Source organism: Castellaniella sp., assembly GCF_049650445.1.
Classification (GTDB): Bacteria; Pseudomonadota; Gammaproteobacteria; order Burkholderiales; family Burkholderiaceae_B; genus Castellaniella.
Map to the genome: position 1 here is coordinate 28934 of NZ_JBASAD010000039.1, position 25193 is coordinate 54126.

A 25193-nucleotide genomic window follows, 5' to 3' on the forward strand; every position below is an offset into this window, starting at 1 on the left:
CTCATTTCGCCCTCGACTTCGGATCCAGCAAGTCGCGCACACCGTCGCCCACCAGATTGCAGGCCAGCGCCGTCACCAGGATCGCACAGCCCGGCGTCACGGTGTACCACCACTGATCCAGCAGAAAATTGCGCCCCGTCGCCACCATGGCGCCCCACTCGGCCGTGGGCTGCTGCGCACCCAGGCCGATGAAGCCCAGCGCCGCCGCCATCAGGATCGCCCCGCCGATGTCCAGCGTGGCCTGCACCACCAGGGGCGAAGCCGCATTGCGCGCCACGTGCCAGCGCACCACGTGGCGCCGCGTCGCGCCAAAGGTCCAGGCCGCCCGCACATAGGCCATCTCGCGGATGCTCAGGGTCTGACCGCGCGCCAGCCGCACATAGAACGGAATCCGGACCAGCGTGATCGCCAGCATGGCATTGAACAGGCTGGGGCCCAACGCGGCCGCCAGCGCCATGATCAGCACCAGCGACGGCACCGACAGCACCACGTCCATCGACCGCATGATCAGGCCGTCAAGGCGGCCGCCCACGATCCCGGAGAAACAGCCGATCACGGCGCCCACGATGCTGGCGCAGCCGGCGACGAACAGCCCCACCCCGATGGATTGGCGCCCGCCGTAGAGCACGCGGCTGAAGATGTCCCGGCCGACCTCGTCGGTGCCGAACCAGTGCGCCGCCGACGGCGCCGCCAGCCGGTGCACCAGGTCGAGCTTTTCGGGATCGTAGGGCGCCACCCAGTCCGCCAGGATCACGGCCAGCCCCACCGCCGCGAGGATCGCCAGCCCCAGCAACATCAGGGGGTTGCGGCGCAACTGGTACAGCACATAGCTCATCCGACCTCCTGGATGCGCGGATCGAGCCGCCGGTACAACAGGTCCACCAGCAGGTTCAGAATCACGTAGGCGAAGGACACCACCACGGCAAAGCCCATCACCGCCGGGAAATCCAGCGCCTGGATCGAATCCACCACATAGGCGCCCATGCCCGGCCAGCCGAACACGGTCTCCGTCAGCACCGCCCCGTACAACAGATCGCCCAGCGCCAGGCCCAGCACCGTCACGGAAGGGATCAGCGCATTGGGCAAGGCATGGCGCACGACCACGGCCCAGGGGCTCAGGCCGTAGGCGCGGGCCGTACGCACGTAATCTTCTCCCAACTGTTCCAGCATGGACGAACGCACCTGCCGCGCCACCACGCCCAGGTGCACGAAACCCAGCGTCAGCGCGGGCAGGATCAGGTGTTCCAGCGCGCTGCGCCAGACGGTCCAGTCACCCGCCACCGCCGCATCGATCAAGTACAAGCCCGTGAGGCTGGGCGGCGGCGCCAGGCCCTGGTCGATGCGCCCGCCGCCCGGCAGCCAGCCGAGCTCGCCGTAAAACAGCACGATCAGGCCCAGCCCCAGCCAGAAGGCCGGCGTGGAAATGCCCGTGACGGCCAGCGTGCGCGCGACGTGATCGACGAAACGGTTGCGATAGACCGCCGACAGCACGCCCAGGGGAATGCCCAGCAGCGTCGCCAGCAGCAAAGCCACCAGCGCCAGTTCCAGGGTGGCGGGGAAGAACGCGGCAATGTCCTGCAGCACCGGCCGGTGCGTGCGGATGGAGGTCCCCAGATCGCCTTGCAGCAACTGCCCCATGTAGTGCAGATACTGCTGCGGCAAGGGCAGATCCAGGCCCAGTTGCGCGCGGATGTGGGCGACGATTTCCGGCGTGGCGCGGTCGCCCGCGACCAGGCGAGCCGGGTCGCCGGGCACCATATGGGAAATGGCGAAGGTGATCAGGGACACCCCGACCACCACCCAGACCAGGCTGGCCAGCCGGCGGCGCACCACAGACAGCCAGGACACGCTCATGACTTACTTCGTCATGTCGGCAACGTTGAACACGCGCTCCAGCATGGGATTGAAGACGAAGCCCTTGACGTTCGCCCCCAGCCCGGCCTGATAGTTTTTCTGATACAGGTAGGCGTAGGCCGCGTCCTTCACGACCTGCGCCTGGACCTGCTTGTAGAGCGCCACGCGTTTGGCCTGGTCGCTGAGCGTGGCGGCCTCGCGCAGCCACTGGTCCACCTGGGGATTGGAATAGAAGGAACGGTTGCCCGCCAGGCCCTTCTTGCCCGAATCGAACCAATAGCTGGTGAACATGTAGGGATCGGCGAAGTCCGGGCTCCAGTTGCCGATGGAAATGTCGAAATTGCCTTGGCCCAGGTTTTCACGCAAGGTGGCGTTGGCCAGCTTTTCGAGCTTGACCGGCACGCCGATCGCCGTCAGATTGGCCTGCACCGTCAGGGCGATGGGCTCCCAGGCGGGGTCCTGGGTGGAATAGCGCAGCAGCAGCGGCGACTTCACCCCGCCGGCCTTTTCCACCAGCGCCTTGGCCGCCGCCACGTCCTGCCTGGGCTGCGGCAGATCGGCGTCATAGCCCCACATGCCCTCGGGGATCGGGCCGCGCATCTGCTTGGCCTGACCCATCATGATGCCATCCACGATGCCCTGGTAGTCCAGCGCGGCCACCACGGCACGGCGCAGGTCCGCGTTTTCCAGCGGTCCCTTGGCATTGTTCAGGTACAGGTAGGTCACCCGCAGCGACGGGAATTCGGCCACGACCACGTCCTTGGTTTTCTTCAGGGCCTGGAGCTGATCCACCGGCAGTTCCTCGGCCACGTCCAGATCGCCCTTTTGCAGTTGCAGGCGGCGCGCGGACGATTCCGGCACGATCTTCACCACGAACTTGTCCAGCGCCGGCTTTTTGGAGCCCGCGTAATGCGGATTGCGCTCCAGCAACAGCGACTGGCCCTTCTGCCAGGACACCAACTGGTAGGGTCCGGAGCCCGCCGTATTGCCCGACAGCCAGGCATCGGCGTCATCACGCTGCATGGCCTTGGGGTTGACGATGGAAGCGCCATTATTGGCCAGCGTGTAGAGGAACGGCGCGAAAGGCTTTTGCAGCGTGAACTGCACAGTCTGCACGTCCAGAGCGTCGATCTTCATGTCGGCGGGGAAGGCCTCGGACGGCCCCTGCTTCTTGGCCAGCAGACGTTCGAAGGACTGCTTCACCGCCTGAGCGTTCACGGGACTGCCGTCGGAAAACTGCTGGCCTGCGTTCAGCTTGAACGTCCAGACCAGATTGTCCGGCGAGGCGGACCAACTGGCCGCCAGATCGCCCTCGACCTCGGTCGAGCCCTTGCCATCGACCTGCTTGTAGCGCATCAGGCGCTGATAGGCCGGATAGGTGACCGTCCAGTCGTTGTTGTCGATCGTGATGGCCGGGTCCAGCGTCTGCGGGTCGGCCGGCTTGCCGATCACCAGCGTATCGGCCGGCGTCGCCGCCAGCGCCCCGCCCGCCAGGGCCCAGGCCCCCGCGCCCAGCACGGCCGCCATCAGGGTGCGGCGCATGCCCGTTCGAATTCTGGATTGCATAGGTGTCTCCTCCGATGAAATCGTCTCGAAATCGTTTCAGTCCACGTCAACCCGGACCATATCGCTTTCCGGCAGTAAGGCATATTCCTGCGCATCGGGCAATTCGTAATGCCACCACTCCGTCGGAATCGAGCAGAATCCAGCCTGCAGCATGATCCCCAGCAGCAGATGCCGGTTGCGCTGCGCGTCGGGCGGCAGATCGTCGCGATCGTGATGCGACTGGTCACGCATGTCGTCGAAACCCGTGCCCATGTCCAGCGGCACGCCGCCGGCGTCCAGCAGCCCCACGTCCACCGCCACGCCCCGGGTGTGATTCGACCCCTGGGACGCGTCCGCCACGTAGCGCGGATCAGGCAACAGCCGCCAGAACACCGCCTGGGCCGCCGCCGGGCGGTAGGCGTCGTAGACGATCAGGCCCAGGCCCGCCCGCCGCGCCGCACGCGCCGCCCGCTGCAGACAGTCCGCCGCGATCGGTCTCAGGGCGCACCGGGCGCCGGAGGCATACACCGGCCGGCCAGTCAGGTTGTCGGGTGTGGCGTAGGCCAGCGAAATACGCAGGCCATCAGTTTCGGGAATTGCGATCAGGTCCGGCATGTGTGTCCTGTCCATCCGGATCGACGCAGGCTGCGCTGCATCGGCCCAGGCTCATGGGATGTGGGACAAATATTCTACTGACATTCCAGGCGACCGCCCGCAGGCGCTCACCGGCGAACCATGGTGCACCGCGGCACCGCATTGATGCAGGCCTGCCCCATCGGCGGGCCCTCCGGCCCGTCCGGACCGAAGGCGCCTCCCGCCTGAACACGATCCGGAAAGTTGGCACGTGAATTGCTTCACTCTGAATGAAGTCCTTTCATTGACAGGGAGAGCACCATGTACGACGACACCATCGACGGTTTCGTGAAAGCCGCCAACGCCAAACTCGACCTGCTGCGCCGCGCGCCGCACGGATTCTTCGTGGGCTGCATGCTGGCCGGCGCCTATATCGGCCTGGGCATCCTGCTGATTCTCAGCCTGGGCAGCCACGTGCCGCCGGACCTGCGCCCGCTCGTCATGGGCGCCACGTTCGGCATCGCACTGATCCTCGTTGTCATCGCCGGCGCCGAACTGTTCACGGGCCACACCATGGTCATGGCCCTGCGACGCTACCGGGGCCAGGGGAGTTGGGCCGAGGCTTTCTCGGTCCTGGGCGTGAGCTGGGTCGGCAATCTGTGCGGCGCCGCCGTGCTGGCGGGCCTGTTCGTCATGGGCGGAGGCGGCGGGCTGCTGGACGATCCCCAAGGCCTGCTGATGACGGCCGCTGCGCACAAGATGAACGGCACCGCCGCGAGCCTGTTCGCCCGCGCCGTGCTGTGCAACTGGCTGGTCTGCCTGGCGGTCTGGATGTCGGCCCGCGTGTCCTCCGACAGCGCGCGCTGCATCGTCATCTCCTGGTGCCTGATGGCCTTCATCGCCAGCGGCTACGAGCACAGCGTGGCGAACATGACCTTGTTGCTGCTGGCCCTGGCCGGCAACCACCCCGAGACCGTGAGCCTGGGCGGCATGGTCTGGAACCTGGTCTGGGTGACGCTGGGGAATCTCGCAGGCGGGGCCGTCTTCGTCGCGGGGGCCTACCGGGCGGCCTCGCCCGCCCGGCCCGTCCCGGCACCCGCCACCGTCCGGGAATCCGACGCACGACCCGCCCTGGACACGCCCACCGCGCGGCCCTGAGTCTCATCCAACTACCGGATTTTCCTGGAGCGAACCATGAATCCCCACGATCTTCCCGCCTCTGCCGCCGGTCCGGTCGCCACGCCACGCCTGATTGTCATCGGCCACGGCATGGTCGGCCATCGCCTGCTGGAAGCCCTGGTACGCGAAGCGCACGGCTACGACATCACCGTGCTCTGCGGAGAACCCCGCCTGGCCTACGACCGGGTGCGGCTCAGCCAATGCTTCGACGGCGCAGATGCCCAAGACCTGGCGCTGGCCGACGAGGCTTTCTTCCGCGAGCACGACATCACCGTACTGCGCGGCACGCGGGCCGCCTGGATCGACCGCAAGCGGCGCCGTGTCCACGTGTCGGACGAGCAGTTCCACACCTACGACAAACTGGTCATTGCCACGGGCTCCACCCCCTTCATCCCGCCCATCAAGGGCGCGGACCGGACCGGCTGCCTGCCCTACCGCACCCTGGAGGACGTGGAGGCTATCCGCGCCTGCGCCGCCGGCAGCCAGTGCGGCGTGGTCATCGGCGGCGGCCTGCTGGGACTGGAGGCGGCCCGCGCCCTGCGCGGGCTGAAACTGGACACCCACGTCGTCGAGTTCTCGCCCCACCTGATGTCGGCGCAACTGGACGAGCCCGGCGGGCGGCTGCTGCGCACGAAGATCAAGGCCCTGGGCATCCACGTCCACACCTCGAAGATGACCTCGTCCATCGGCAACGGTCTGCGCTCGCGCCACCGCCTGCGTTTCTCGGATGGCGACTTCCTGGAAACCGACATGGTGGTCTTTTCCGCCGGCATCCGCCCCTGCGACCGCCTGGCGCACAACTGCGGCCTGGTGATCGGCGCGCGCGGCGGCGTCGTGATCGATGAACACTGCCGCAGTTCCGACCTCGACGTCTACGCCATCGGCGAAGTCGCCAGTTGGCAAGGCAACACCTTCGGTCTGGTGGCGCCCGGCTACGAGATGGCGCGGGTCTGCGCCGCGCACCTGCTGGGCCGGGACACGCCCGTCTTCCAGGGCAGCCTGCCCGGCACCAAACTCAAGCTGCTGGGCGTGGACGTCGGCTCCATCGGCGACGCCCACGGCCGCGCGCCCGACAGCGTGAGTTGCGTGTTTGAGGACACGCTGGCCGGCACGTACCGCAAGCTGGTCATGGACACGAAGGGCAAGCGCCTGCGCGGCGCCGTGCTGGTGGGCGACACCAGCGCCTTCGGCCTGCTGGACCAGTATTTCAGCAACGGCCTGGATCTGCCTGCGCAGCCCGCCGCGCTGATCGCGCCGCAGGCCGGCGCCGCCCCGGTCCTGGGCGTGGACGCTCTGCCCGACACGGCGCAGATCTGTTCCTGCAACCAGGTCAGCAAGGGCGCCCTGTGCTGCGCCATCGTCGACGGCTGCGCGACTCTGGGCGACCTGAAGGCCCGCACCCGCGCAGGCACCACCTGCGGCGGCTGCGTGCCCCTGGTCAAGCAGGTGCTGGAAAGCGAGCTGCGGCGCCGGGGCATCGCCGTGGACCACAGCCTGTGCGAACACTTCCCCTACAGCCGCCAGGAACTCTACCACCTGGTCCGCGTCAACGACATCCGCGACTTCAAGACCCTGATCACCCGCCACGGCAAAGGCAAGGGCTGCGACATCTGCAAGCCCACGGCGGCGTCGATCTTCGCCTCGTGCTGGAATGAATACGTGCTGGCGCCCAGGCACGCGCCTCTGCAGGACAGCAACGACGCCTACCTGGGCAACCTGCAGAAGGACGGCACCTATTCCGTGGTGCCGCGCATCCCGGGCGGGGAAATCACGCCCGACAAGCTGATCGTCATCGGCGAGGTCGCCCGCAAGTACGATCTGTACACCAAGATCACCGGCGGCCAGCGCATCGACCTGTTCGGCGCGCGCCTGGAACAGTTGCCGACGATCTGGCGTGAACTGGTCGACGCCGGCTTCGAGTCCGGCCACGCCTACGGCAAGGCCCTGCGCACGGCCAAGTCCTGCGTGGGCAGCACCTGGTGCCGCTACGGCGTGCAGGATTCGGTGGGCATGGCCATCCGCCTGGAACAGCGCTACCGGGGCCTGCGCGCGCCGCACAAGATCAAGATGGCCGCCTCGGGCTGCACGCGCGAATGCGCCGAGGCACAGAGCAAGGACGTGGGCATCATCGCCACCGAAAAGGGCTGGAATCTGTACGTCTGCGGCAATGGCGGCATGCGCCCGCGCCACGCGGAACTGCTGGCTTCGGATCTGGACAACGATGCCCTGATCCGCATGATCGACCGTTTCCTGATGCTCTACATCCGCACGGCGGACAAACTGCAGCGCACCGCCGCCTGGCGCGAAAGCCTGGAAGGCGGCCTGGACTACCTGAAGGACGTGGTCGTGCGCGACAGCCTGGGTCTGGGCGCGGAACTGGAGGCGCAGATGCAGGCCCTGGTGGACGCCTACGAATGCGAATGGGCCGCCACCCTGAAGGACGAGCAGGCCCTGCGCCGCTTCCGGTCCCTGGTCAACAGCGATGCACCCGATGAACACATCGTCCACGTACGCGAACGCGGCCAGCCGCGCCCGGCCACCGTGCGGGAACGCGAGGCCCTGGCCGCCCCGGCCGAATGAAGGAGAACGCCATGAAGCCATCGACCCATCGCCGCGCCAAGGGCGTCGCCCAGTCCCTCGACCCGGACGATACGCCGCAACCCGAGGGGCGCATCCGCGCCGACACCGCCGCGGACGCGCCCTGGCAGCCCATCTGCCGCCTGGACGAGTTGATCCCAGACGCCGGCATCGCGGCCCGCGCCCACGGCGAACAGGTCGCCGTGTTCCTGACCGAGTCAGGCCTGTTCGCCCTGGACCACATCGATCCTTTCTGCGGCGCGGCCGTGCTGGCGCGCGGCATCGTCGGCGAACTCCAGGGGCACGCAGTCGTCGCCTCGCCCATGTACAAGCAGCATTTCCGCCTGGACACCGGCCAGTGCCTGGAAGACGAGACCGTGCGCGTGCGTCGCTGGCCGCTGCGCGTGGACGCCGATGGCGTCCTGAGCGTCGGCCACCCCGAAACCATCCACATCCTGGAGGCCACCCATGCATCCGCAACCATCGCATGAATCCCCGTCGGCCCCGGCGGACGGCCATGTCTGGCTGGTAGGCGCCGGCCCCGGCGACCCGGACCTGATCACCCTGCGCGGCCTGCGCGCCCTGCAGGCCGCCGATGTCGTGTTCCACGACAGCCTGACCGCCCCGGAACTGCTGAGCCACTGCCGCCCCGGTGCCCTCCGGATCTCCGTGGGCAAGCGGGCGGGCCAGCACAGCGTGCCCCAGGAAGACATCCACGTCCTGCTGGCCGCGCATGCCCGGGCCGGACTCGCCGTGGTGCGCCTGAAGGGCGGCGACCCCTTCATCTTCGGACGCGGCGGCGAGGAAATGGAATCCCTGCGCGCCCAGGGTATCCCGGTGACGGTGGTGCCCGGCGTCACCGCCGCCTCGGGCTGCGCAGCCGCCACCGGCATCCCCCTCACGCACCGCGACCTGGCGGCCGGCGTCTGCCTGATGACCGCTCACCGCCGGGACGGCGCCCGCGACCCGGACTGGACGTCCCTGGCGGCGGACCGCCAGCGCACCCTGGTGTTCTACATGGGGCTGTCCCAGGCCGGCCACGTCGGCACGGAACTGCTGCTGCACGGCCTGCCCGGCACCACGCCGGCCGCGCTCGTGTCCCAGGGCGCCACCTCGCGCCAGAAGGCCGTGCGCTGCACGCTGGCCGGTCTGGCCCGGGCCGCCCGCCGCCGCGAACTGGAATCGCCCTGCCTGATCGTGATCGGCGACGTCGTCGCCCTGGCCGATCCGGCGCTCGTGCCCTGGGTGGAAGACCTGCCTGAACACGAAGCCGGCCATCCGGGAAAGGCGCCGGCGGACCGCGCATCCGGCGCGATCTCCGTGCCCGGCCAGAATGATCGCCCGGCCGCCAGCCCCACGGCCTGCCCCGCATGAAGGCCCTCTACCCCCTGTTCGCCGACCTGGACGGCCACGCGGTCCTGGTCGTGGGCGGCGGCGCCGTGGCCGAGCGCAAGACGCGCGCCCTGCTGAACTGCGGCGCCGAGGTGCGCGTGGGCGCGCCGCGCCTGACCCGCGCGCTGCGGGCATGGGCCGACGAAGGCCGCCTCGCACACCTGGACGGTCCGTTCCAGGACGATTGGCTGGCCTCCGCCTGGCTGGTCATCGCGGCCACCGACGACCGCGCGCTCAACGCCCGAGTGAGGGCAGCCGCGGACACGCGCCGCATCCTGGCCAACGTCGTCGACGACCCGGCGCTGTCGTCCTTCCAGGTGCCGGCCGTCGTCGACCGTGCGCCCCTGACCATCGCCGTGTCATCCGGCGGCACCGCCCCGGTCCTCGCCCGGCGCCTGCGCGAGCGTATGGAAGCCCTGTTCGATCCCGCGCTGGGCGATCTGGCCCGGCTGGCCCACGACCACCGGCCCGCCATCCGTCGAGCCTATCCCGACCACGGCGCGCGCCGCCGCTTCTACGACTGGCTGTACGAGGGCCCCGTCCTGGAGCAATTGCACGCGGACGACGCCACCGCAGCGGAGCGCATGCTGCTTGCCCGCCTGGACGAGGCCGGCGACGAACCGGCGCCGCCGCGCACCCTGCGCTGGATCGCCCCCTGCCCCGCCGACCCGGGCGACATCACCCTGCGCCAACTGCGCGCTCTGAACGAGGCCGACGTGCTGGTGCACGACACGCAGGTGAACGAGGCCGTGCTGTCCCTGGCCCGGCGCGACGCGGACCGCCGGCCGCTGGAGACGGACCGGCACGAGGACACCCGCACGCTAGAAGCCCGGGTGCTGGCGCTGTGCGCGGGATACCGGAACGCGGTGGCGCTGGTGGTTTAGCGCCGCGCAGCCCAGGGGAGACCGCGGCTCTGCTCTCATGATAGAGTTAAGCATAAAAATTCATGCTTAACTGGATTTTCGGATGAGAGACGTTTCAAATCAACAGGTTACGGACCATCTTAAGAGACTGAACCTGTGGTGGCAAACCGGCCGGATGGCAGAGCACCGAATCGGGCGCAGGCCGACTCACCGATTTTCTGCTGCCGCCGCTCACCTTCTCCGAATACCTGGAGGCCGCTTTTCTCATCAAACGGGTATTCCGTGTCGATCAGGACGGCAAGCGTTATCAAATGGAGCGATCGTTTCATCAGCAGGCCGGAACTACTGAAGGGACTGATGAAATTCGTACACAACAACCATCTGCCCATCGCTTGGTCGACGACCCGCACACGGTTCGGCAAACAACAGATCGATGGCAGCGAACTGCGACAATGGCCTGCGGCGGTGCTGGCTTTCCATTACGGCACACGCGCCGTCCAGGGCCGCCTGGCCGACTACGAAGCCCAGGTCAAAGGCATCACGGACTGACCTCGGCCCGCCGCAAACCGTCCGCTCCGCCGCTTCAGGCCTTCAGCACCGTGGCCCGCATCGAGGGCCGTTGATCGAAGCCGGCAAACCAGGCCGCCAGCCCCGGGGCCGCGCCGCGCCAGTCCATGTCCGGAAACCTCAGGTCCAGGTAGCCAAGCGCGCTGGCCAGCGCGATCACCCCGATGTCCAGGCGACCGGCCGGCCAGCCCGCGGCCTGTCGTTCGAACTGGCCCAGGGCACTGCGCACTTTTTCTTCCTGGGTCTCGCGCCAGGCGGGCCATTGCCGTTCGGCGGGCCGCAGGACGGCTTCGTAGCGCATCAGCAGGGCGGCGTCCAGAATTCCGTCGGCCAGCGACTGATCGACCAGGGCGGTCCATTTGCCGCCGCCAGCCGGGATCAGCCGGCCGCCGCTCAGGTCGTTCAGGTATTCGCAAATGACCCGGCTGTCGTACAGCGCATGGCCCTCATCGGTGATCAAGGTCGGCAGCTTGCACAAAGGGTTGTCGCGCATCAGTTCCGGACTGTGCGCGGTGGGCATGGTGACGACCGGGGCCAACTGAATGCGGTCAGCCAGGCCCAGTTCATGGGCGGCGATCAGGCACTTGCGCACATAAGGCGAGGTCGACGAGTAATAGAGCTTCATGAGGCTCTCCAAATTCGCATGCCGGTCACATCGATCACCTCGCCCCAGGCCTGTCCGTCCGCGATGCAGCGACGGCCGGCCCGGAACGACACACCCAAGGACGTCCCTCAGGTTTCGTCTTTCACCACCCCGTCCGGACCATTGGCCTTGACCGAGTCGATGCCCTTGTCGCGGGCGGCGTCGGTCGTGTACATCTCGCTGCTGCCGATGATTTCGCCGTTGGCGGCGGTCAGATTGAAATAGAAGGAACCGTCCTTGGCCGTCAGGCGGCGGTAGCGGGCATCATCGGCGGCGTTCTTGCGCACCGATTCGATGCCCTGCTGGGCGGAGGCCTTGGTGGCGTACCGCTGGCTGCTCAGGATCACCTGGTGATTGCCGGCCCTGAGGTTGAATGTGAACTGTTCGCCACTGCGCTTGAGGATGTAATCGCCGCTCATGGATTCGTCTCCGGTTCTTGATTTCCTGGTTTCCGGGCGGGCGCGGACCGCGTCCGTCCTGGCCTGGACACTATATCGCACGCAGGCCCAGCGACGAATCCTTGACGAGAATCTTATCGAATTTTGACACTTCAAACAGATGGACCCGGGCGTACGCCGGCGTCCGTCTATCTCAGCAGCCGGCGGGCACCGGCCGGCCGGACATCAGGCACGGCCGCCCATCGCCTTTTCGATCTTCTTGTCGGTGTTGTACTGGCTGAGCGCGTAGACCGCCCAGATCGCCGCCGGAATCCAGCCGATCAGCGTGATCTGCAGGATCAGGCAGATGATCCCCGAAATGGGACGGCCGATGGTGAAAAAGGCCAGCCAGGGCAGCAGCAGGGCAATGAGGAGACGCATGTGCGGGATCTGATGATTGGGAATGGAGCGGACATTCTACCGGGAGATGGTATTTCTCCACAGTGATAAACCGGATCAAAACCAGCCAAACGCGCTTTCACCACAATGCCGCTACCCGCGCTATATCGATACTCTTTCCGAAAGATAACATATTTGTTAATATTTACAGCTCGGTGAACCGCATACCAAGGCCCTGGGCAACGGTCTGTTTGAGTTGCGGCTAAAGGGTGCCGAAGGTATTGCGCGCGTGTTCTATTGCTCCCAAGCGGGCCGCCGCATCGTGATGCTGCACAGTTTCATCAAAAAGACGGAAAAGACACCGATTGCGGCACGCCGCATCGCCGCCGCTCGACTGAAGGATATCCAACATGCGCACCCATGAAGAGCTGAAATCCCTCGCGCTATCCGATCCCGAGGTGAGGGCCGAGTACGAACGCATCGAGCGTGAGGAAATGCCCATGCTGGACGCCATTCTGAAAGCACGGGCCGAAGCCGGCCTGACACAGGCCCAAGTCGCGGTTCGCATGGGGACTCAGGCACCGGCTGTGGCACGACTGGAAAATGCCTTGATGACGGGGAAGCATTCACCATCCATCGCAACGTTGCAAAAATATGCGGCTGCCCTAGGCAAAAAGCTGGAAGTCCGTTTCGTTTGACACGATCATGTGTGAGCCAGCCCCTCACTTCCTCAAATAGCTTTTCCTGCCACTATCCGAATAACAGTAGCGCCCGCCCCTGGGACCCGTGCGACGGATGGTTGCAGGCTATACAGGCCAACAACAGGCCGAGAGAGACCACCCGTCTCATGCAGGAAGCCACCCCTGCCGCCATGACGACCTCAGTCCTCCACCTCGTCCAGATGGAACTTGTGCATGATGCGATGCGCGATCGGCGCCAGCACGACGCCCAGCGTCGCCATCACGACCAGACCGACGAAGAAGCCGTAGACGGCGGAAAAGATCTTGCCGCCGGATGTTTCGGGCATCGCATAGGTGCCGATGCCGCCGATGACGAAGGCCGCGTTCATCAAGGCATCATGCCAATCATGACCGCCGAAGAGCTTGTGGCCAAACGCCCCCACCAGCAATGTGACGCTCACCAGCAGCAGGGCATAGCCGGCGTGCAGGATCAGACGGCGGCGGAAATGCGCGGGATGCAGCAAAGGTTCATTGCGGGATTCGTACACGGGAGGCGCCTCTTTATAGGTCAGGGACACACCGCCATCCTACCCTACCGCGCCCCCTCCCCCGTCAGCACGATCCTGACCGTCTTGAACGCAATCAGAATATCCAGCCACAACGAGAAATGCTTGATGTAGTAGAAATCGTGCTGGATTTTGACCCGCGTCTCATCCGCGTCTCCGACGTAGCCCTGCATCACCTGGGCCCAGCCGGTGATGCCGGGGCGCACGACGTGGCGGTAGATGTAGAAGGGGATCTCGGCGTCGAAACGGTCCACGAATTCGCGCTGTTCGGGCCGGGGGCCGATCAGGCTCATGTCGCCCTTCAGCACGTTCCACAACTGGGGCAGTTCATCCAGGCGGGCATTGCGGATGAAGCGGCCCACGCGCGTGATGCGCTCATCGTCCTCGCAGGCCAGGCGCGCGCCCTCCGATTCGGCGTCGGCGCGCATGCTGCGAAACTTGTAGATGCGGAAATCGCGGCCGCCCAGGCCGACGCGGCTCTGGACGAACACCGCCGGGCCAGGGCTGTCCAGGCGGATCGCAAGGGCCGTCAGCAGCATCAGGGGCGCCACCACCGGAATCAGGACCAGCACACCGACGATATCGATCAGCCGCTTGCACACTGAATACAGCGGGGATGGCAGCAACGCGCCCACGTCGTTCTCGGACAGATGCTCGATCTCGACCCGGCCGGTGAGATTTTCCTGCATCTGGCGGACGTGAAAAACGGGGATATGCGACAGGATGCACTGGGCCAGGAACCGCTCCCAGTCGGGGTCCAGCCCGTCGGCCTCCAGATCGGCGACCACTGCGTCGTAGCGGACCCCGCCCAGATCGGGTTCAGTGAGCCGCCGGACCTCCAGATTGCGCCGGGAACGAATGACCCATGTCCCGCCCACAGGCACCACCGCCAGCTTCAGCTTCCGGTACTTCCAGCCGATGAAATAGGCACCGTAGCACCAGGCCAGGGCCACCGCGTAAGCCAGCAGCAGGATCGGCCGGGAATACGCGCTGCGACTGAAGAACAGCACGGCGAACGCCACCAGGAACACCGCCGTCACGACCGGGACGATATGGGCGATGATCGCCCCGCCCGAAAACGCACCCAGACGCCGCAGGGTCAGGACGCACATCAGAAACGACAGGCCGACGGCAATCAGGGTATTGAGCCTGGCGGGATCCAGAGGCCGCCAGAACGGGAAACCCCAGACCAGGGCGGCCGGGAGGACCGCCACCAGCAGCAAACCCGCCACCACCTGGAACGGACCGCCCAGCAGCACGTACTCATACCAGCGGGAATGGCGCCGCTCGTAGCAGCCCAAGGCATGGTGTCCGTCGGCGCCCGCACCGGCGACCCGATAGTCCTCCATCACGGGCAGCCAGGCAAACGCCAGCAACATGATCAGATAGCCCCATTCCGACATCTCGGTCGAAAAGGTATGCAGCATCAGGCTGCCCAGATAGGCCAGGGCCGCACCCGCCGAAGCCACGACGAAATACGTGCTCTCCGCATCACGCGCCCGGTCACCCAGGACCCGCCGGATCGGCAGCGCCGCCGCGGCGATGAACCCCAGCATGCCCGCCAGCCCCAGTACGCCAAAATCGGCCAAGACCCCCAGGTACGCATTGTGGACCTGCATGACGACGCCATAGCCCGGGTCCATGGCGGTGGAGCCGAAACCGCAGCCCAAAGGCAGGCAGTCCACCGCGCGGTCGACCCCGTGTTGCAGCAGCCTGATCCGCTCGGGATCGCCGTTGCCCAGGCGGGTCGTGGTGAGCGGATCGACCGAGGTCTCCACCAGCGCTTCGGCCTTCCCCACGAACATTCCGCCGGCCCTGGCCATTTCCGGTGAAGAAAGCACCGTGCCCAGCCCATGGCTCAGGTAGCCGATCCCGGTGCTGAGCAACAGCAACCCAAGCAGGCCCGGCACGCACGCGGCCATTGCCGGCTTCACCCCGGACAAGGCGGACCAGTCCCGGCGCCAGGCCAGGAGCCCGCCGAACATCAGGACCATCAGGCCCATCACCAGCACACCCGTACGCGTACCGTCGATCATGACCAGAAAGACGCACGCCGCAACCGCCAGGCCGTTGGCCAGCCAGTCCCGGGGCCGGATCAGCATGTCCGCCAGGAACAGCGGCATGAAAAATGCCCCGACCTTCCAGATCACCCCCGGCCAGGCCAGAAAACTGCCTTCGCGGCCCGCCGAACCCAGGTCGATGTAATAGCCGTACGGCGCCGCCTTGGAGGCGAAGAACACCCCCACCACAATCGCCACGGCCCAACGCAGCATCGCGACCCGTTCGCGCCACCCCAGGCTGCCGGCCAGGCGCCAGGCGACGCAGAAGCACAGGCTGATGATCCCGACTTTGATGGCATGGTGCAGGGAAAGGGCGCTGTCATTGACTGCGGCCGACAAGACCATGCCCAGGACCAGCACCGCGCACGAGCCCCAGACCCAGAGAGGCGGCATCGGCCGGCCCGCGCCCGGCGCGGGAACCGGCCACGTCAGGCCCATCACCGCCAGCGCCCAGGCACCCCACAGGCCCCAATACCCCAGGGGCGTGGCAATATTCCGCAAACTGCCCAAGGCAGCCAGCAACAGGCCCAGCGCAAGCAGCAACGATAAGAAAAACCCTCGATGAACCATTTACAGCATCAAGCCCCTGAGCGATCCACCCACATCCTAGTGAATCGCCGGCCGGATAATGTAATAGGTTCCTTTATTTCTAATCAGATTATTCCGACCGGACTGCTGCTCAGTCACCGCAGCAGCCAGGCCGCTAACTTCTGGTTGATCTTTCGCACATCAAAACACGTCTCTGCCATGCGACGGCTGGCCTGCCCCATGGATGCGACCCGCCCAGGATCATCCAGAAACCGCAACATGGCGTCGGCCAGGGCGTCCGCGTCACGCGCCGGCACCCGATACCCATTGACCCCGTCGCGCACCGTCTCCCGGCAGCCCGGCACGTCGGTGGTGATCACCGGCCGCCCCATCGCCATGGCCTCCTGGGTGCTCAGCGGCACGCCCTCGCGGTACGAAGGCAGGACGAACACGCTGACGCGCATCAGCCAGGGCCGCACCGGCACGTAACCAGGCCATTCCAGCACCCCCTCATCCACCCAGGACTGGACTTGCGCCCGGTCCAAGGCCCCGGGGTTGGAATCCAGGCCACCCAGCAGCACGAAGCGCGCCTGGGGATACCGTTTCCTGACTTGCCGGGCAGCGGCGACATATTCCACGATGCCCTTCTCTCGCAACACACGCCCCACCAGCAGAAAACACATCGGTTCGATCACCGGCGGCGCGACGGCCCAGACTTGCAGATCGACACCGATGCCGCCCAACAGCACGGTTTTTTCACGCGCCACCAGGCCCTGCTCGACGAATTCGTGCTGGTCGTCCGGATTCAGAAAGACCACCCGATGGGCGCGCTCCAGCGCGAGGCGGTACAAGGCCTTGACCCCACCGAGCAAGATGCGGCGGCGCCAGCCGGGCCGCTCGTCCGGGGACGTGAACAGATAGCCCGCCCCCTCGACCATGGCGACGCGCTTGGGGATGCCGGCCAGCCATGCCGCCAGGGTCCCGTAGACCATCGGTTTGGTGGAAAACGCGAACACGACGTCTGGCGCCAGGTGCCGCAGGATGCGGACCAGCCCCACGACGTCCACCAGGTCACGCAGCGGATTCATGCCGGTGCGCTGCAGGCTGTAATCCACGGGCTCCGCGCCCAGCGCGGCCAGTTCCGTTCGCGTCGCCGCGTCGTAGTCCGGCGCCAGGCAGCGCACCCGCACGCCGGATGCCGCGAGGTCGCGGATCAGAGGCCCCCGGAATTTCAGCAGGTCCACCGCGTGGTGGGACACGATCACGAGGCTCGTCATGTCCGGGCGCGCCTGCGATCGGCCGCAGCCTTGACCGCGCAATACACCAGACACTGCACGCTGCGGATCCCCGCCTTCAGCTTGTCCAGCCAGCGCGGCTCCCTGCCGATCTGCGCCGCATAGAACAGAAGAAACCCGCCGGGATTGCGCCGCAGATGCGCCTGGAAGTTCCGGGTATAGCCATCGTCCAGGTATTCACACACATAGATCGCCCGGTCCAGATAAAACCAGACCGGTCCCCGGTCGCCGATCTGGTTCCAGATATAGAGTTCGGGCACGAACCGTTCCCCCGGGATGACCGGAAAGGGCAGATCCGCCATGACGTCCCGGCGGAATGCATAGGCCAGGTCGCCCCGGACCATCCGCCCCACCTGGCTGGGCGTGCCCACAAAAGGCGACGGAACGCCTTCGCAGGGCAGCCCCATCAATCGCCCCTGCGGGCCCGCCCGGCGAAAACACACGCCCGGCACAAGTCGCGGCGCTTGCGAGGCCTGCGCCACCGCGTCCATCAGGCATTCGACCGCATCCGGCGTCAGGCAATCGTCGCTGTCGACGATGAAGACCCAGTCCCCCCGCGCCGCCCGTACCCCGGTGTTCAGGGCCACATGCTTGCCGCCATTGGCCTGGCTCAGGCTGCGCACGGCGAATGCCGAAGTCCGCGCCTGGCACGACTGCAGCCACGCCGCCGTGTCATCCGTGCTGCCGTCATCGATCACCAGCCATTCAAAATCCAGCCGGGTCTGTGCACACAGGCTTTCATACAGGCGTGGCAATGTGGGCCGGCGGTTGTACGTCGGCGTCAGGATGGTCAGCACGTGGTTTCCCCCTGATAGAGTTTCAGCCAGACAGCCACGACGCGCTCGATGTCCAGGTCATGCTCGGCCCGCCGGCGCGCCGCCGCCGTCATCGCAGCCCTGCGCCCGGGGTCCATCGCAAAGGCCTCGACCAGGCCCCGCGCCAGCGCCGCATCATCCCCAACGGGGACCAGAATGCCCGCGCCCTCCAGGACCTCGGCCACCCCGCCCGCATCCGTGGCCACGACCGGCGTCCCGCAGGCCATCGCCTCGGCCACCACCAGCCCGAACCCCTCGAAACGCGAGGGCAGCACGAATACGTCGGCAGCGCGCATCAGGTCGGGCACGTCCTGTCGCACCCCCAGAAACGCCACCCGATCATTCAGCCCCAGGGCCGCACGCTGGCGCAACAAGGCGTCTCGCAAAGGCCCGTCGCCGACGACCCACAAACGAACGTCCGGGTACTGCGGCGCCAGCCGCGCAAAGGCGCGCAACAGACCCGCATGATTCTTTTCCTCGGCCAGACGGCCCACCGACAACAGCAGCCGGGCACCCAGCGGCGGGCCGACCCGACGGCGAGCCTGTTCGCGCAAGTCCGGCGCAGCGGAAAACACCCGCACGTCGATGCCATTGAGCACCGGCAGCATCCGCCCCCGGGGCACCGCCCCCGCGCGTTCAAAAGCCTGCACGGCATCCCTGCTGACATGGGTCGACAGGTCCGCCAGCCGATCCGTCACACGATAGGCCAGCATCACGGCCCTGCCGCCCTCGGCCGGGCTGTGCGCCGTGCAGATCAGGCGGCGCATGGTCACGGTCAGCCGCACGACCCGGGCGACCAGATTCGCATGCACCATGTGGCTGTGCACCACGTCCGGCCGCCAGGCGCGGATCAGGCGGCGCAAACGCCAGCAGCCCCGCAGGACACCGAGCGGCGTCTTGCTGAACCCCAGCGGATACAGCTCGACCGCAGCGCCGGGGCGCACGGCGGCATCCCCGGTCAGATAGGCGATGGCAACCGCATGACCCCGGGCCGCCAGCCGGTCGGCCAGGTCCACCACCTGGCGTTCCGCGCCGCCCAGTTGCAGTCCGGTCACGACCAGCAGGACCCTCATCGAGCGCCTCCATCGATCGCGACGCGCCGCCGCACCAGGGCCACCGCCATACCGACCATCACCACCAGCAGCACCGCCTCGACGCCCACCAGGCCCGCCGCCATGCCCAGCCCCCCGTAGGGCAACGACAGTCCCGTGCCGCAGGCAACGCCCAGGATGGAGCATGCCGAAATCACGTAGCTGACCGGTTTGGACCGGCCGGCGGGGATCAGCAGCACCATTGCGATGCTTTGATTCAGGATGCGCAGCGGCGCCAGCACGATCAGCACGAAATAAATCGCCAAGGCCCCGTCAAAGCCGGCACCCAGCATCGCATCCAGCACCCAGGGGCCGACCAGGATCGCCAGCGCCGTGCCCGCCAGGGCCAGGGCCGCAATCGCCGCCAGCACCGCCAGAGGTGCCCGGAACGACACCGTTTCGTCCCTCGCCTCCAGGCGCCGGGAAAAGACCGGGAACACCGCCGACAGGAACGGCATGGCCAGGCTGGTCATGCCCTTGATCAATTTCTCGGGCGGCGCGAATTCACCCACCGCCTGCTTGCCCGCACTGAGGCCCAGGAAAACTGGAATCGCCGACAGCGCCAGATTGCTGGCGCTGCGATAGACGAAAAAATGGAACCCCTCGCGGATCTGGCGGCAGGCGCCCTGAAAATCCCAACGCACCGGGCCGACCTCGAGCCGGCACCAGCCCAGCGTCAGCGCGGTATTGAGCAAAGGGGGAATCGCCAGAATCGGCAGGGCCAGGAGAAAGTCGCCCGGCGCACGGATCAGGACCGCCAGCACGCCCAGGCCACACAGGCGCAGGACCACATCCAGCAGCGCGGGCCCCGCCATCCGTTCCCGCCCCTGGAAATACCACATGGGGCTGAAGCCAAACGCCAGGAAATAGGCCAGCACGAACCCCAGCAGCGCCGCGCTGCTCAGATAGACATCCAGCAGCCCCAGCGCCCAGGCCGCCAGCATCAGGCCGGCCAGGGGCACCGCCAGCAGGATCTTGGCCAGCAAGACCTGGCCGAACAGACGGTTCAGTTCACCCAGCCGCCCGCGTGCCAGGGCGGCCTGCTGCGCCGCATTGATGTTGAAGCCGTACTCCACCAGGAGCGAGGCCGTCAGGGCCAGCGCCTGACAGAACAGGACCTGGCCATACAGCGCAGGGCCCAGCGCGCGGGCCAGAATGGGGATCTCGAAAATCGGGATGAGAAACGAGACAAGCTGCACGACATACAGCGCGCCCGCATTGCGGGCGATCCGCGCCCGGGTGGAACTGCGCTCCATTCGTTCCAAAAAACCTCTCCGGCTATCTGATGCAAGTCCGTCAGCTTAGCAGCGAAGAGTTATACGAATGGTTAGGGAGTATGAAATGAAGTACGGATGGCGCTCACCCGTCGTCGGATGACAGGGCCGGCTACCGCCCGACATCAAGCGCCAAGCAGTTTTTTGTTCAAAGTCAGGACGTCGATCCCACCCACCCGGATGTCCGCATCATGCGTCAGGAATTTCCACTGCCGCAAACGGCAATTCTCGATCAATATCCCATCATTGAAATCGATGGATCCCTGCTTGAATTCTGCAAAAACATCGCTCAGGGAGATCTCGTTTGCCATCGTATCCTGCAATCTTCCAGTGAACGACAGGATATGCTCTGCCTCAGCCACGGCATTTTCCGCCACAGTCACTCCCGCTGGAGAAGACCTGAAATCCTTGAATTTTGCATAGCCCTCTTTCCAACATGCGTCGTATTCGATTCGCACATACCGATTCAGATACTCACTCAAAATCAACGCATCAATCACCGGCACAGCGCCAGCCGCCAACAGATTGGCAAAAACCCTGGAGTAACCCCGGTTGGCCCATGAAGGCGCAGGCCGCGCCACTGGCGGCTGCAGATAAAGCCAGACATTGGCATCCACGAGAATCCGTTCTTCCGCACGGAACACATAGGGTGCCGCATGAATCGAGTTATTCTTCATCATCTTCGACAGCATCCCTCCAGGCCTGGTCATAGGCCTGACGATTTGAAAAATAACGCTTGGCGTTATCTATGGTGCGACGAAGCAAAGCCAGATCATCTTCATCGATATCGATAAAGGCAAGATTTTTTTCAAGAAAATCATATTCATAATCCCCCCCATACAACTGGCCGACACTCGCATTCAAAAAGGCGGATATCATATTTTTATGATTTGCGAACGACAAAGCCACTGACCGCCCCGCCTTGAAAGCGGTGGTGATCTTATCGAAGACTTTCTGCCCATCATCCATCGACGCCCAGACAGGGCCGCCGACAATATCGTATATACGAAGAAGCACCGTATCAGCCATTGCAATTCCGTTATTTAAATTTCGGAGGACAACCGATAAGACCTTTCGTCCGCCGTATTTATTTCTATATTTATCACAGTCCCCGGGAAGGAGTCATCCATCCGACGATGGACCAGCTTGCCGTCATCGCATTGCTCCCAATAGCCACGATCCGAGACAATCTGCAGTCTGCCACGATTGATCTCGATGAACTCTCGCATGATCTTCAGGCCCATACCTCCCGGGATTTTGCCTTGCCGGGTTGTATTCCCGGTTTCCAATGCCCATGCAATAGCATCATGTGACGGCATCTTCAAGCCCAGTTCATTGGCGATTTTTCTCCGAATTCCGATTCCGGCATCAGCGATAGAAAAATCCAGTTTGTGTCGCTTATGAAAATACTGACCGCATACAAAAATCCCCAACTCTGTTTCCGAGTGAACAGCCGCGTTATCGAAAATTTCCAGTATGCTGTCTTTAAAACGACGCGATAACCCGTCCGACATGCGCGGAATCCTCTGCCGTTCCAGATTGGCATCCACATACGCAGAAAAATACCGCGCATCATCCGGTTGAAGGCGACGATAAGGCAAAGTAGAACCATAGGCGTCAGTCCGCTCCTGATATCCATACCCCAGCAGAAAACGGTTCCTGGACAATATCGACTCCACGCCGGGGCGAAGATTCATCAAGCGCACGTCATTGATCCGATCCGCCGCAAGAGCCAATACGACCCCAAGGGGGGCGCTCATGTTTGCATCGAACCATTCACACCCGGAAAAATCCAATTCAATCTGCTCGAACCACAGCGGCTTCAGGTCAGATGAAAGCCTGGCGATCCTGTCGTAGCCCTCAATATTGCACCGAACATCATGAATGAGAAATTTCAAGACGGGCCTCTGATCAGGTACAGCCACCCAGGACACAAGACGACGGCCACCGTCGTAATCGACTCATAGATCATCCGCTGCCAAGCGCTATCATAACCGGCACACCATTCTGCGGCGGCAGCACCAGGGCAAAAGTGTCCACCGTTCTGATCAATCACCCCCAGCCGGAGCCCACGCAAACGCCAGCATGAGAATCAGATAGCCCCATTCCGACATCTCGGTCGTGAAGGTATTGAGCATCAGCGACGTGCCGTAGGCCAGCGCCGAACCTGCAGCAGCCACGACAAACAGGCCCTGGGCAGACCGGTCGCCCCGCCGCAGGACCCGCCAGACCGGCAGCGCCGCAGCCACCAGAAAGCCCAGCATGCCGACCAGCCCCAGCACACCGAAATCCCCCAACGCCGCCAGATAAGCGTTATGGACCACCATCTGCGTCCCGGTGCCGATATCCGCCCCCGTCGCACCGAAACCGCAGCCCAGCGGCCAACAGGCCTCGATCTGCCCCAGGCTGGCCCGCAGCAGCTTGATGCGCGCGGGGTCGCCGGCGCCGATCCGGGTTTCGAAGGTCCGATCCAGGGCGCCTTCCAGGACGCGGGCCGGCCGGGCCGTCGCGGCTTGGGCCGCAACCGCTGGCGGGGGGGCCGCAGCCCCGACGCCATCCGACACGCTGCCCGCCGTTGTGTTTCCAGCCCACCACTGCCCCGCCACGCCCAGGTTCGCCCCCGTATTGAGCACCTGCAGACACAGCAACAGGACAAGCGCCGCCCCAAACCACCGAAACTGGCGGCGCATCAACGCCCAGCCTCCGCGCCACACAAGAAAGGCGAGAAAGCCGACCGCGGTCGCCCCCAGCAGCAACAGGCCCGTCCGGCTGCCATCGATCAGCACCAGGAACACACACGCGGCGACCATCAGGCCGTTCCTGGCCCAGGCGCCGGGCGTCTCGACCGCATCCGCCAGGAACACCGGCAGCAAAAAGGCCCCGGCTTTCCACAACACGCCGTACACCGCCAGGAAGCTGCCTTCCCGGGGGCCGGCAAGCAGGGCCTGTCCGGTGGGATTCCAGACCTTGGACACGGCAAGGCTGACGAGCACCACCACGACCGTCCAGCCCATCGCCCCGACCAGCCGCCGCCCATCGAGCCGCTCGGCCAGACGCCACATCACCATGAACATGAGCGCAACCACGCCGATCTTGACCGCCTGATAGGCGGAGACGCCATCGCGATTGAAAGCGGCCGAGAGCAGCATCCCGACGATCAGGATGGCGTAAGAGGCCATCACCCAGCCGGGCGGCCGGGTTTGGGTGCGGGTCCCCTGGATGTGGCGCGTGACGATCAGCGTCACCACGGCCCACAGCCCCCATGCGCCCCAGTACCCCAGGGGAGACACGAGATCCCGCAGGCTGCCCGACACCATCAGGACCAGGGACGCCGTCAACAATGCGACAGGAAGCCTGTCGCTCATCACCACTCGTCCCAAAAAAACCCTCCCCTGGCTGTCTGGATGCCCAAGGCATCAGGTTAGCAGTGAAAGACTATACGAATGGTTAGGGATTATTAGATGAAGTACGGGGGGATTTCATCAGACAGTTTCTTTGCCTGGCAGCTTTCCAGAGCGCCTTTCGAGCTTCCTTTCATCGGATTTCACCCGCCGCTCCAGCTTCTTGATGTCTTCTTCCGCCGGCAGATGCTCTGGCCGGATGCCCCGTTGCCCGAGCATGCCGCGTACGCTGAGATTGTTTTGCACGTGCTCGTCGGTGATCCTGACCTCTCCGCGCAGATCCGCCTGCTGCACATTGTGGTTAGTCATCTCGGTAGCCAGATTCTTGGCCGCGATGGTGAGCGTTGGCAGGAAATCTGCCAGTGGACGGGCCGGAGCAACGCCCAGGCGGTCTTTCATCTTCTGGGTACTATTGCCGCCAAACAACGCGGTATCACCCCTGGAGCGGATACGGCCAAAGCCAGCATCATCCACACCACGCTCGTAGATGTTCTGGGACAGGGATTTTTCTGATTCACGCAGGCGGTCACGGGCATCCAAGCGAGCCTGCAAACGCATGCGTTCCTCGATCAGCTCCTGCTTGCGAGTCTGCGTGGCGAAGTAGCTCTGGGCAAACGCGATCGCCTCTTTACGAGGGTCGCCGTTCATCGCGATCAGATAGCAGGCATAGCGGGTAAGCATGAAATCATCAATCGGTCGCTCGGCTCCGCTACCCACCGAGACCATTTTCGTGACGCCACGAAAATGGTCTCCCACACCGTAACCCGTTGATTCACAAGCCTCCATGGCGCGCCGGATAGCGGTCAGGAAGTTCTCCCAACGCGCGTAGCCCAGGGGTTCCTGCAAATCGCGAGCATACCAGAACTCGATGTTCTCGCTGGGAATCACCTGTGCCATTGCGTCAAGGTGATTTTGTATCCGCTGGATCAGTTCGTTGACCATGGGAGAAACCTAGAGGAAAGGCACATCATTGTTAGCCTAGCATAGACAGCATTAGACGCAAGCTAGACAAATACATCACCCCCTAGGCTCATACTCCGGCACCCACTGTTTCAACCCCGCCCGCACATCCACATCCTCTTGCGGCCCCCGGGCCAGCCAAGCCAGCACGCCCTCGTAAAACGCCTCCGGCACCGCGCGCGACCGCGCGATACGCAGTTTCTCGTGAGGGGTCGGCAGAGTCTCCTCTGCGTCGGCCAGCAGCTCCTCGTACAGCTTTTCCCCAGGACGCAGGCCGGTGAATTCGATGTGGATCTCGTCTTCGGTGAAACCCGACAGACGGATCATGTTGCGCGCCAAGTCAACGATCTTGACGGGCGCGCCCATGTCCAGGACGAAGATCTCGCCGCCCTGCCCCATCGCAGCCGCCTGCAGCACGAGCTGCGCGGCTTCGGGGATGGACATGAAATAGCGGTTGATCTCCGGGTGCGTCACGGTCACCGGCCCGCCATGCGCGATCTGGGCCTGGAATTTCGGGATCACACTGCCCGTGCTGCCCAGCACATTGCCGAAAC

The 25193-nt window shown here is 65.1% G+C and carries 27 protein-coding genes and 1 pseudogene; 8 read left to right on the plus strand and 20 right to left on the minus strand.

The window, feature by feature from the left end:
- Position 1: 1 nt before the first annotated feature.
- Genes ddpC through ddpX form a run of 4 tightly spaced genes read right to left on the minus strand, consistent with a single transcriptional unit; the run spans position 2 to position 4014 of the window.
- Positions 2–835 carry a D,D-dipeptide ABC transporter permease gene (gene ddpC / locus WA983_RS14435; protein WP_424252175.1) on the minus strand — a complete coding sequence of 278 codons (834 nt, stop codon included), beginning with the start codon at positions 833–835 and terminating at the stop codon, positions 2–4.
- On the minus strand, positions 832–1854 hold the full coding sequence (locus tag WA983_RS14440) for an ABC transporter permease (RefSeq protein WP_424312229.1): 1023 nt from the start codon (positions 1852–1854) through the stop codon (positions 832–834). The genes ddpC and WA983_RS14440 overlap by 4 nt, the downstream gene beginning before the upstream one ends.
- A gap of 3 nt (positions 1855–1857) precedes the next feature.
- Complete coding sequence (locus WA983_RS14445) at positions 1858–3420, minus strand: ABC transporter substrate-binding protein (RefSeq protein ID WP_424312230.1); 1563 nt, start codon at positions 3418–3420, stop codon at positions 1858–1860.
- 36 nt (positions 3421–3456) lie between these two features.
- Entirely contained in the window at positions 3457–4014 is a 558-nt protein-coding gene (ddpX, locus tag WA983_RS14450) for a D-alanyl-D-alanine dipeptidase (protein ID WP_424312231.1), read from the minus strand.
- A gap of 279 nt (positions 4015–4293) precedes the next feature.
- Here ddpX and WA983_RS14455 point away from each other — a divergent pair, with 279 nt between their 5' ends.
- The 6 genes from WA983_RS14455 (at position 4294) to WA983_RS14480 (ending at position 10532) form a co-directional block, all read left to right on the plus strand.
- Positions 4294–5130, plus strand: a complete 837-nt coding sequence (locus tag WA983_RS14455; protein WP_424252183.1) for a formate/nitrite transporter family protein — start codon at positions 4294–4296, stop codon at positions 5128–5130.
- Between the two features lie 36 nt (positions 5131–5166).
- Positions 5167–7731: a nitrite reductase large subunit NirB gene (gene nirB, locus WA983_RS14460; protein ID WP_424312232.1), complete on the plus strand. Its 2565-nt coding sequence runs from the start codon at positions 5167–5169 to the stop codon at positions 7729–7731.
- An 11-nt stretch (positions 7732–7742) separates the two neighbouring features.
- Complete coding sequence (nirD, locus tag WA983_RS14465; RefSeq protein WP_424252186.1) at positions 7743–8219, plus strand: nitrite reductase small subunit NirD; 477 nt, start codon at positions 7743–7745, stop codon at positions 8217–8219.
- Positions 8197–9102, plus strand: coding sequence for a uroporphyrinogen-III C-methyltransferase (gene cobA, locus WA983_RS14470; RefSeq protein WP_424252188.1), 906 nt, complete (start codon positions 8197–8199; stop codon positions 9100–9102). The genes nirD and cobA overlap by 23 nt, the downstream gene beginning before the upstream one ends.
- Positions 9099–10004 carry an NAD(P)-dependent oxidoreductase gene (locus WA983_RS14475; RefSeq protein WP_424312233.1) on the plus strand — a complete coding sequence of 302 codons (906 nt, stop codon included), beginning with the start codon at positions 9099–9101 and terminating at the stop codon, positions 10002–10004. The genes cobA and WA983_RS14475 overlap by 4 nt, the downstream gene beginning before the upstream one ends.
- 336 nt (positions 10005–10340) lie before the next feature.
- Positions 10341–10532, plus strand: a complete 192-nt coding sequence (locus tag WA983_RS14480; protein WP_424312234.1) for a hypothetical protein — start codon at positions 10341–10343, stop codon at positions 10530–10532.
- A gap of 34 nt (positions 10533–10566) precedes the next feature.
- On the opposite strand, the gene WA983_RS14485 is transcribed toward WA983_RS14480, so the two are convergent.
- From WA983_RS14485 to WA983_RS14495, 3 genes are all read right to left on the minus strand, one after another.
- The gene (locus WA983_RS14485; RefSeq protein ID WP_424312235.1) at positions 10567–11175 is read right to left on the minus strand and encodes a glutathione S-transferase; all 609 of its coding nucleotides are present in this window, start codon (positions 11173–11175) and stop codon (positions 10567–10569) included.
- Positions 11176–11282: 107 nt separating this feature from the next.
- Positions 11283–11612, minus strand: a complete 330-nt coding sequence (locus WA983_RS14490; protein WP_424247806.1) for a YegP family protein — start codon at positions 11610–11612, stop codon at positions 11283–11285.
- A gap of 204 nt (positions 11613–11816) precedes the next feature.
- Positions 11817–12011, minus strand: a complete 195-nt coding sequence (locus tag WA983_RS14495; protein WP_376811294.1) for a YqaE/Pmp3 family membrane protein — start codon at positions 12009–12011, stop codon at positions 11817–11819.
- A 178-nt stretch (positions 12012–12189) separates the two neighbouring features.
- On the opposite strand from WA983_RS14495, the pseudogene WA983_RS14500 reads away from it, so the two are divergent.
- Both WA983_RS14500 and WA983_RS14505 read left to right on the plus strand, forming a co-directional pair.
- Positions 12190–12393 (plus strand): annotated as a pseudogene (locus tag WA983_RS14500) (type II toxin-antitoxin system RelE/ParE family toxin); the annotation flags it as partial.
- Positions 12380–12667: a helix-turn-helix domain-containing protein gene (locus tag WA983_RS14505; RefSeq protein WP_424247808.1), complete on the plus strand. Its 288-nt coding sequence runs from the start codon at positions 12380–12382 to the stop codon at positions 12665–12667. The pseudogene WA983_RS14500 and the gene WA983_RS14505, both read left to right, overlap by 14 nt.
- Before the next feature lie 24 nt (positions 12668–12691).
- Here WA983_RS14505 and WA983_RS14510 read toward each other — a convergent pair whose 3' ends face one another.
- The 13 genes from WA983_RS14510 to WA983_RS14570 all read right to left on the minus strand — a co-directional run.
- Positions 12692–12766 carry a hypothetical protein gene (locus WA983_RS14510; RefSeq protein ID WP_424247813.1) on the minus strand — a complete coding sequence of 25 codons (75 nt, stop codon included), beginning with the start codon at positions 12764–12766 and terminating at the stop codon, positions 12692–12694.
- 83 nt (positions 12767–12849) lie between these two features.
- Positions 12850–13227, minus strand: coding sequence for a two pore domain potassium channel family protein (locus WA983_RS14515; RefSeq protein ID WP_424247809.1), 378 nt, complete (start codon positions 13225–13227; stop codon positions 12850–12852).
- A gap of 14 nt (positions 13228–13241) precedes the next feature.
- Entirely contained in the window at positions 13242–15845 is a 2604-nt protein-coding gene (locus WA983_RS14520; RefSeq protein WP_424312236.1) for an exopolysaccharide biosynthesis polyprenyl glycosylphosphotransferase, read from the minus strand.
- Between the two features lie 113 nt (positions 15846–15958).
- Positions 15959–17080 (minus strand): glycosyltransferase family 4 protein, encoded by a 1122-nt coding sequence (locus WA983_RS14525; RefSeq protein ID WP_424312237.1) that lies wholly within the window; start codon positions 17078–17080, stop codon positions 15959–15961.
- Positions 17077–17895 (minus strand): glycosyltransferase family 2 protein, encoded by an 819-nt coding sequence (locus WA983_RS14530; protein WP_424312238.1) that lies wholly within the window; start codon positions 17893–17895, stop codon positions 17077–17079. Before WA983_RS14530 ends, WA983_RS14525 begins: the two co-directional genes overlap by 4 nt.
- Entirely contained in the window at positions 17889–18986 is a 1098-nt protein-coding gene (locus WA983_RS14535) for a glycosyltransferase (protein ID WP_424312239.1), read from the minus strand. The genes WA983_RS14530 and WA983_RS14535 overlap by 7 nt, the downstream gene beginning before the upstream one ends.
- Complete coding sequence (locus WA983_RS14540) at positions 18983–20260, minus strand: oligosaccharide flippase family protein (RefSeq protein WP_424312246.1); 1278 nt, start codon at positions 20258–20260, stop codon at positions 18983–18985. The genes WA983_RS14535 and WA983_RS14540 overlap by 4 nt, the downstream gene beginning before the upstream one ends.
- 143 nt (positions 20261–20403) lie before the next feature.
- Entirely contained in the window at positions 20404–20958 is a 555-nt protein-coding gene (locus WA983_RS14545) for a hypothetical protein (protein ID WP_424312240.1), read from the minus strand.
- Positions 20945–21307, minus strand: a complete 363-nt coding sequence (locus tag WA983_RS14550) for an STAS-like domain-containing protein (protein WP_424312241.1) — start codon at positions 21305–21307, stop codon at positions 20945–20947. The genes WA983_RS14545 and WA983_RS14550 overlap by 14 nt, the downstream gene beginning before the upstream one ends.
- Positions 21308–21321: 14 nt before the next feature.
- Positions 21322–22176: an ATP-binding protein gene (locus WA983_RS14555; RefSeq protein WP_424312242.1), complete on the minus strand. Its 855-nt coding sequence runs from the start codon at positions 22174–22176 to the stop codon at positions 21322–21324.
- 150 nt (positions 22177–22326) lie between these two features.
- Entirely contained in the window at positions 22327–23643 is a 1317-nt protein-coding gene (locus WA983_RS14560; protein ID WP_424312243.1) for a hypothetical protein, read from the minus strand.
- A gap of 117 nt (positions 23644–23760) precedes the next feature.
- The gene (gene dinD / locus WA983_RS14565; protein ID WP_424312244.1) at positions 23761–24621 is read right to left on the minus strand and encodes a DNA damage-inducible protein D; all 861 of its coding nucleotides are present in this window, start codon (positions 24619–24621) and stop codon (positions 23761–23763) included.
- A gap of 75 nt (positions 24622–24696) precedes the next feature.
- The coding region (locus WA983_RS14570) for a polysaccharide biosynthesis protein (protein ID WP_424312245.1) at positions 24697–25193 on the minus strand (497 nt) is incomplete at its 5' end.

Bases quoted from the DNA above. Each gene is read 5' to 3' on its own strand.
- ddpC (WP_424252175.1), bottom strand. From the start codon at position 835: ATGAGCTATGTGCTGTACCAGTTGCGCCGCAACCCCCTGATGTTGCTG.
- WA983_RS14440 (WP_424312229.1), bottom strand. From the start codon at position 1,854: ATGAGCGTGTCCTGGCTGTCTGTGGTGCGCCGCCGGCTGGCCAGCCTG.
- WA983_RS14445 (WP_424312230.1), bottom strand. From the start codon at position 3,420: ATGCAATCCAGAATTCGAACGGGCATGCGCCGCACCCTGATGGCGGCC.
- ddpX (WP_424312231.1), bottom strand. From the start codon at position 4,014: ATGCCGGACCTGATCGCAATTCCCGAAACTGATGGCCTGCGTATTTCG.
- WA983_RS14455 (WP_424252183.1), top strand. From the start codon at position 4,294: ATGTACGACGACACCATCGACGGTTTCGTGAAAGCCGCCAACGCCAAA.
- nirB (WP_424312232.1), top strand. From the start codon at position 5,167: ATGAATCCCCACGATCTTCCCGCCTCTGCCGCCGGTCCGGTCGCCACG.
- nirD (WP_424252186.1), top strand. From the start codon at position 7,743: ATGAAGCCATCGACCCATCGCCGCGCCAAGGGCGTCGCCCAGTCCCTC.
- cobA (WP_424252188.1), top strand. From the start codon at position 8,197: ATGCATCCGCAACCATCGCATGAATCCCCGTCGGCCCCGGCGGACGGC.
- WA983_RS14475 (WP_424312233.1), top strand. From the start codon at position 9,099: ATGAAGGCCCTCTACCCCCTGTTCGCCGACCTGGACGGCCACGCGGTC.
- WA983_RS14480 (WP_424312234.1), top strand. From the start codon at position 10,341: ATGAAATTCGTACACAACAACCATCTGCCCATCGCTTGGTCGACGACC.
- WA983_RS14485 (WP_424312235.1), bottom strand. From the start codon at position 11,175: ATGAAGCTCTATTACTCGTCGACCTCGCCTTATGTGCGCAAGTGCCTG.
- WA983_RS14490 (WP_424247806.1), bottom strand. From the start codon at position 11,612: ATGAGCGGCGATTACATCCTCAAGCGCAGTGGCGAACAGTTCACATTC.
- WA983_RS14495 (WP_376811294.1), bottom strand. From the start codon at position 12,011: ATGCGTCTCCTCATTGCCCTGCTGCTGCCCTGGCTGGCCTTTTTCACC.
- WA983_RS14505 (WP_424247808.1), top strand. From the start codon at position 12,380: ATGCGCACCCATGAAGAGCTGAAATCCCTCGCGCTATCCGATCCCGAG.
- WA983_RS14520 (WP_424312236.1), bottom strand. From the start codon at position 15,845: ATGGTTCATCGAGGGTTTTTCTTATCGTTGCTGCTTGCGCTGGGCCTG.
- WA983_RS14525 (WP_424312237.1), bottom strand. From the start codon at position 17,080: ATGACGAGCCTCGTGATCGTGTCCCACCACGCGGTGGACCTGCTGAAA.
- WA983_RS14535 (WP_424312239.1), bottom strand. From the start codon at position 18,986: ATGAGGGTCCTGCTGGTCGTGACCGGACTGCAACTGGGCGGCGCGGAA.
- WA983_RS14540 (WP_424312246.1), bottom strand. From the start codon at position 20,260: ATGGAGCGCAGTTCCACCCGGGCGCGGATCGCCCGCAATGCGGGCGCG.
- WA983_RS14545 (WP_424312240.1), bottom strand. From the start codon at position 20,958: ATGATGAAGAATAACTCGATTCATGCGGCACCCTATGTGTTCCGTGCG.
- WA983_RS14550 (WP_424312241.1), bottom strand. From the start codon at position 21,307: ATGGCTGATACGGTGCTTCTTCGTATATACGATATTGTCGGCGGCCCT.
- WA983_RS14560 (WP_424312243.1), bottom strand. From the start codon at position 23,643: ATGAGCGACAGGCTTCCTGTCGCATTGTTGACGGCGTCCCTGGTCCTG.
- dinD (WP_424312244.1), bottom strand. From the start codon at position 24,621: ATGGTCAACGAACTGATCCAGCGGATACAAAATCACCTTGACGCAATG.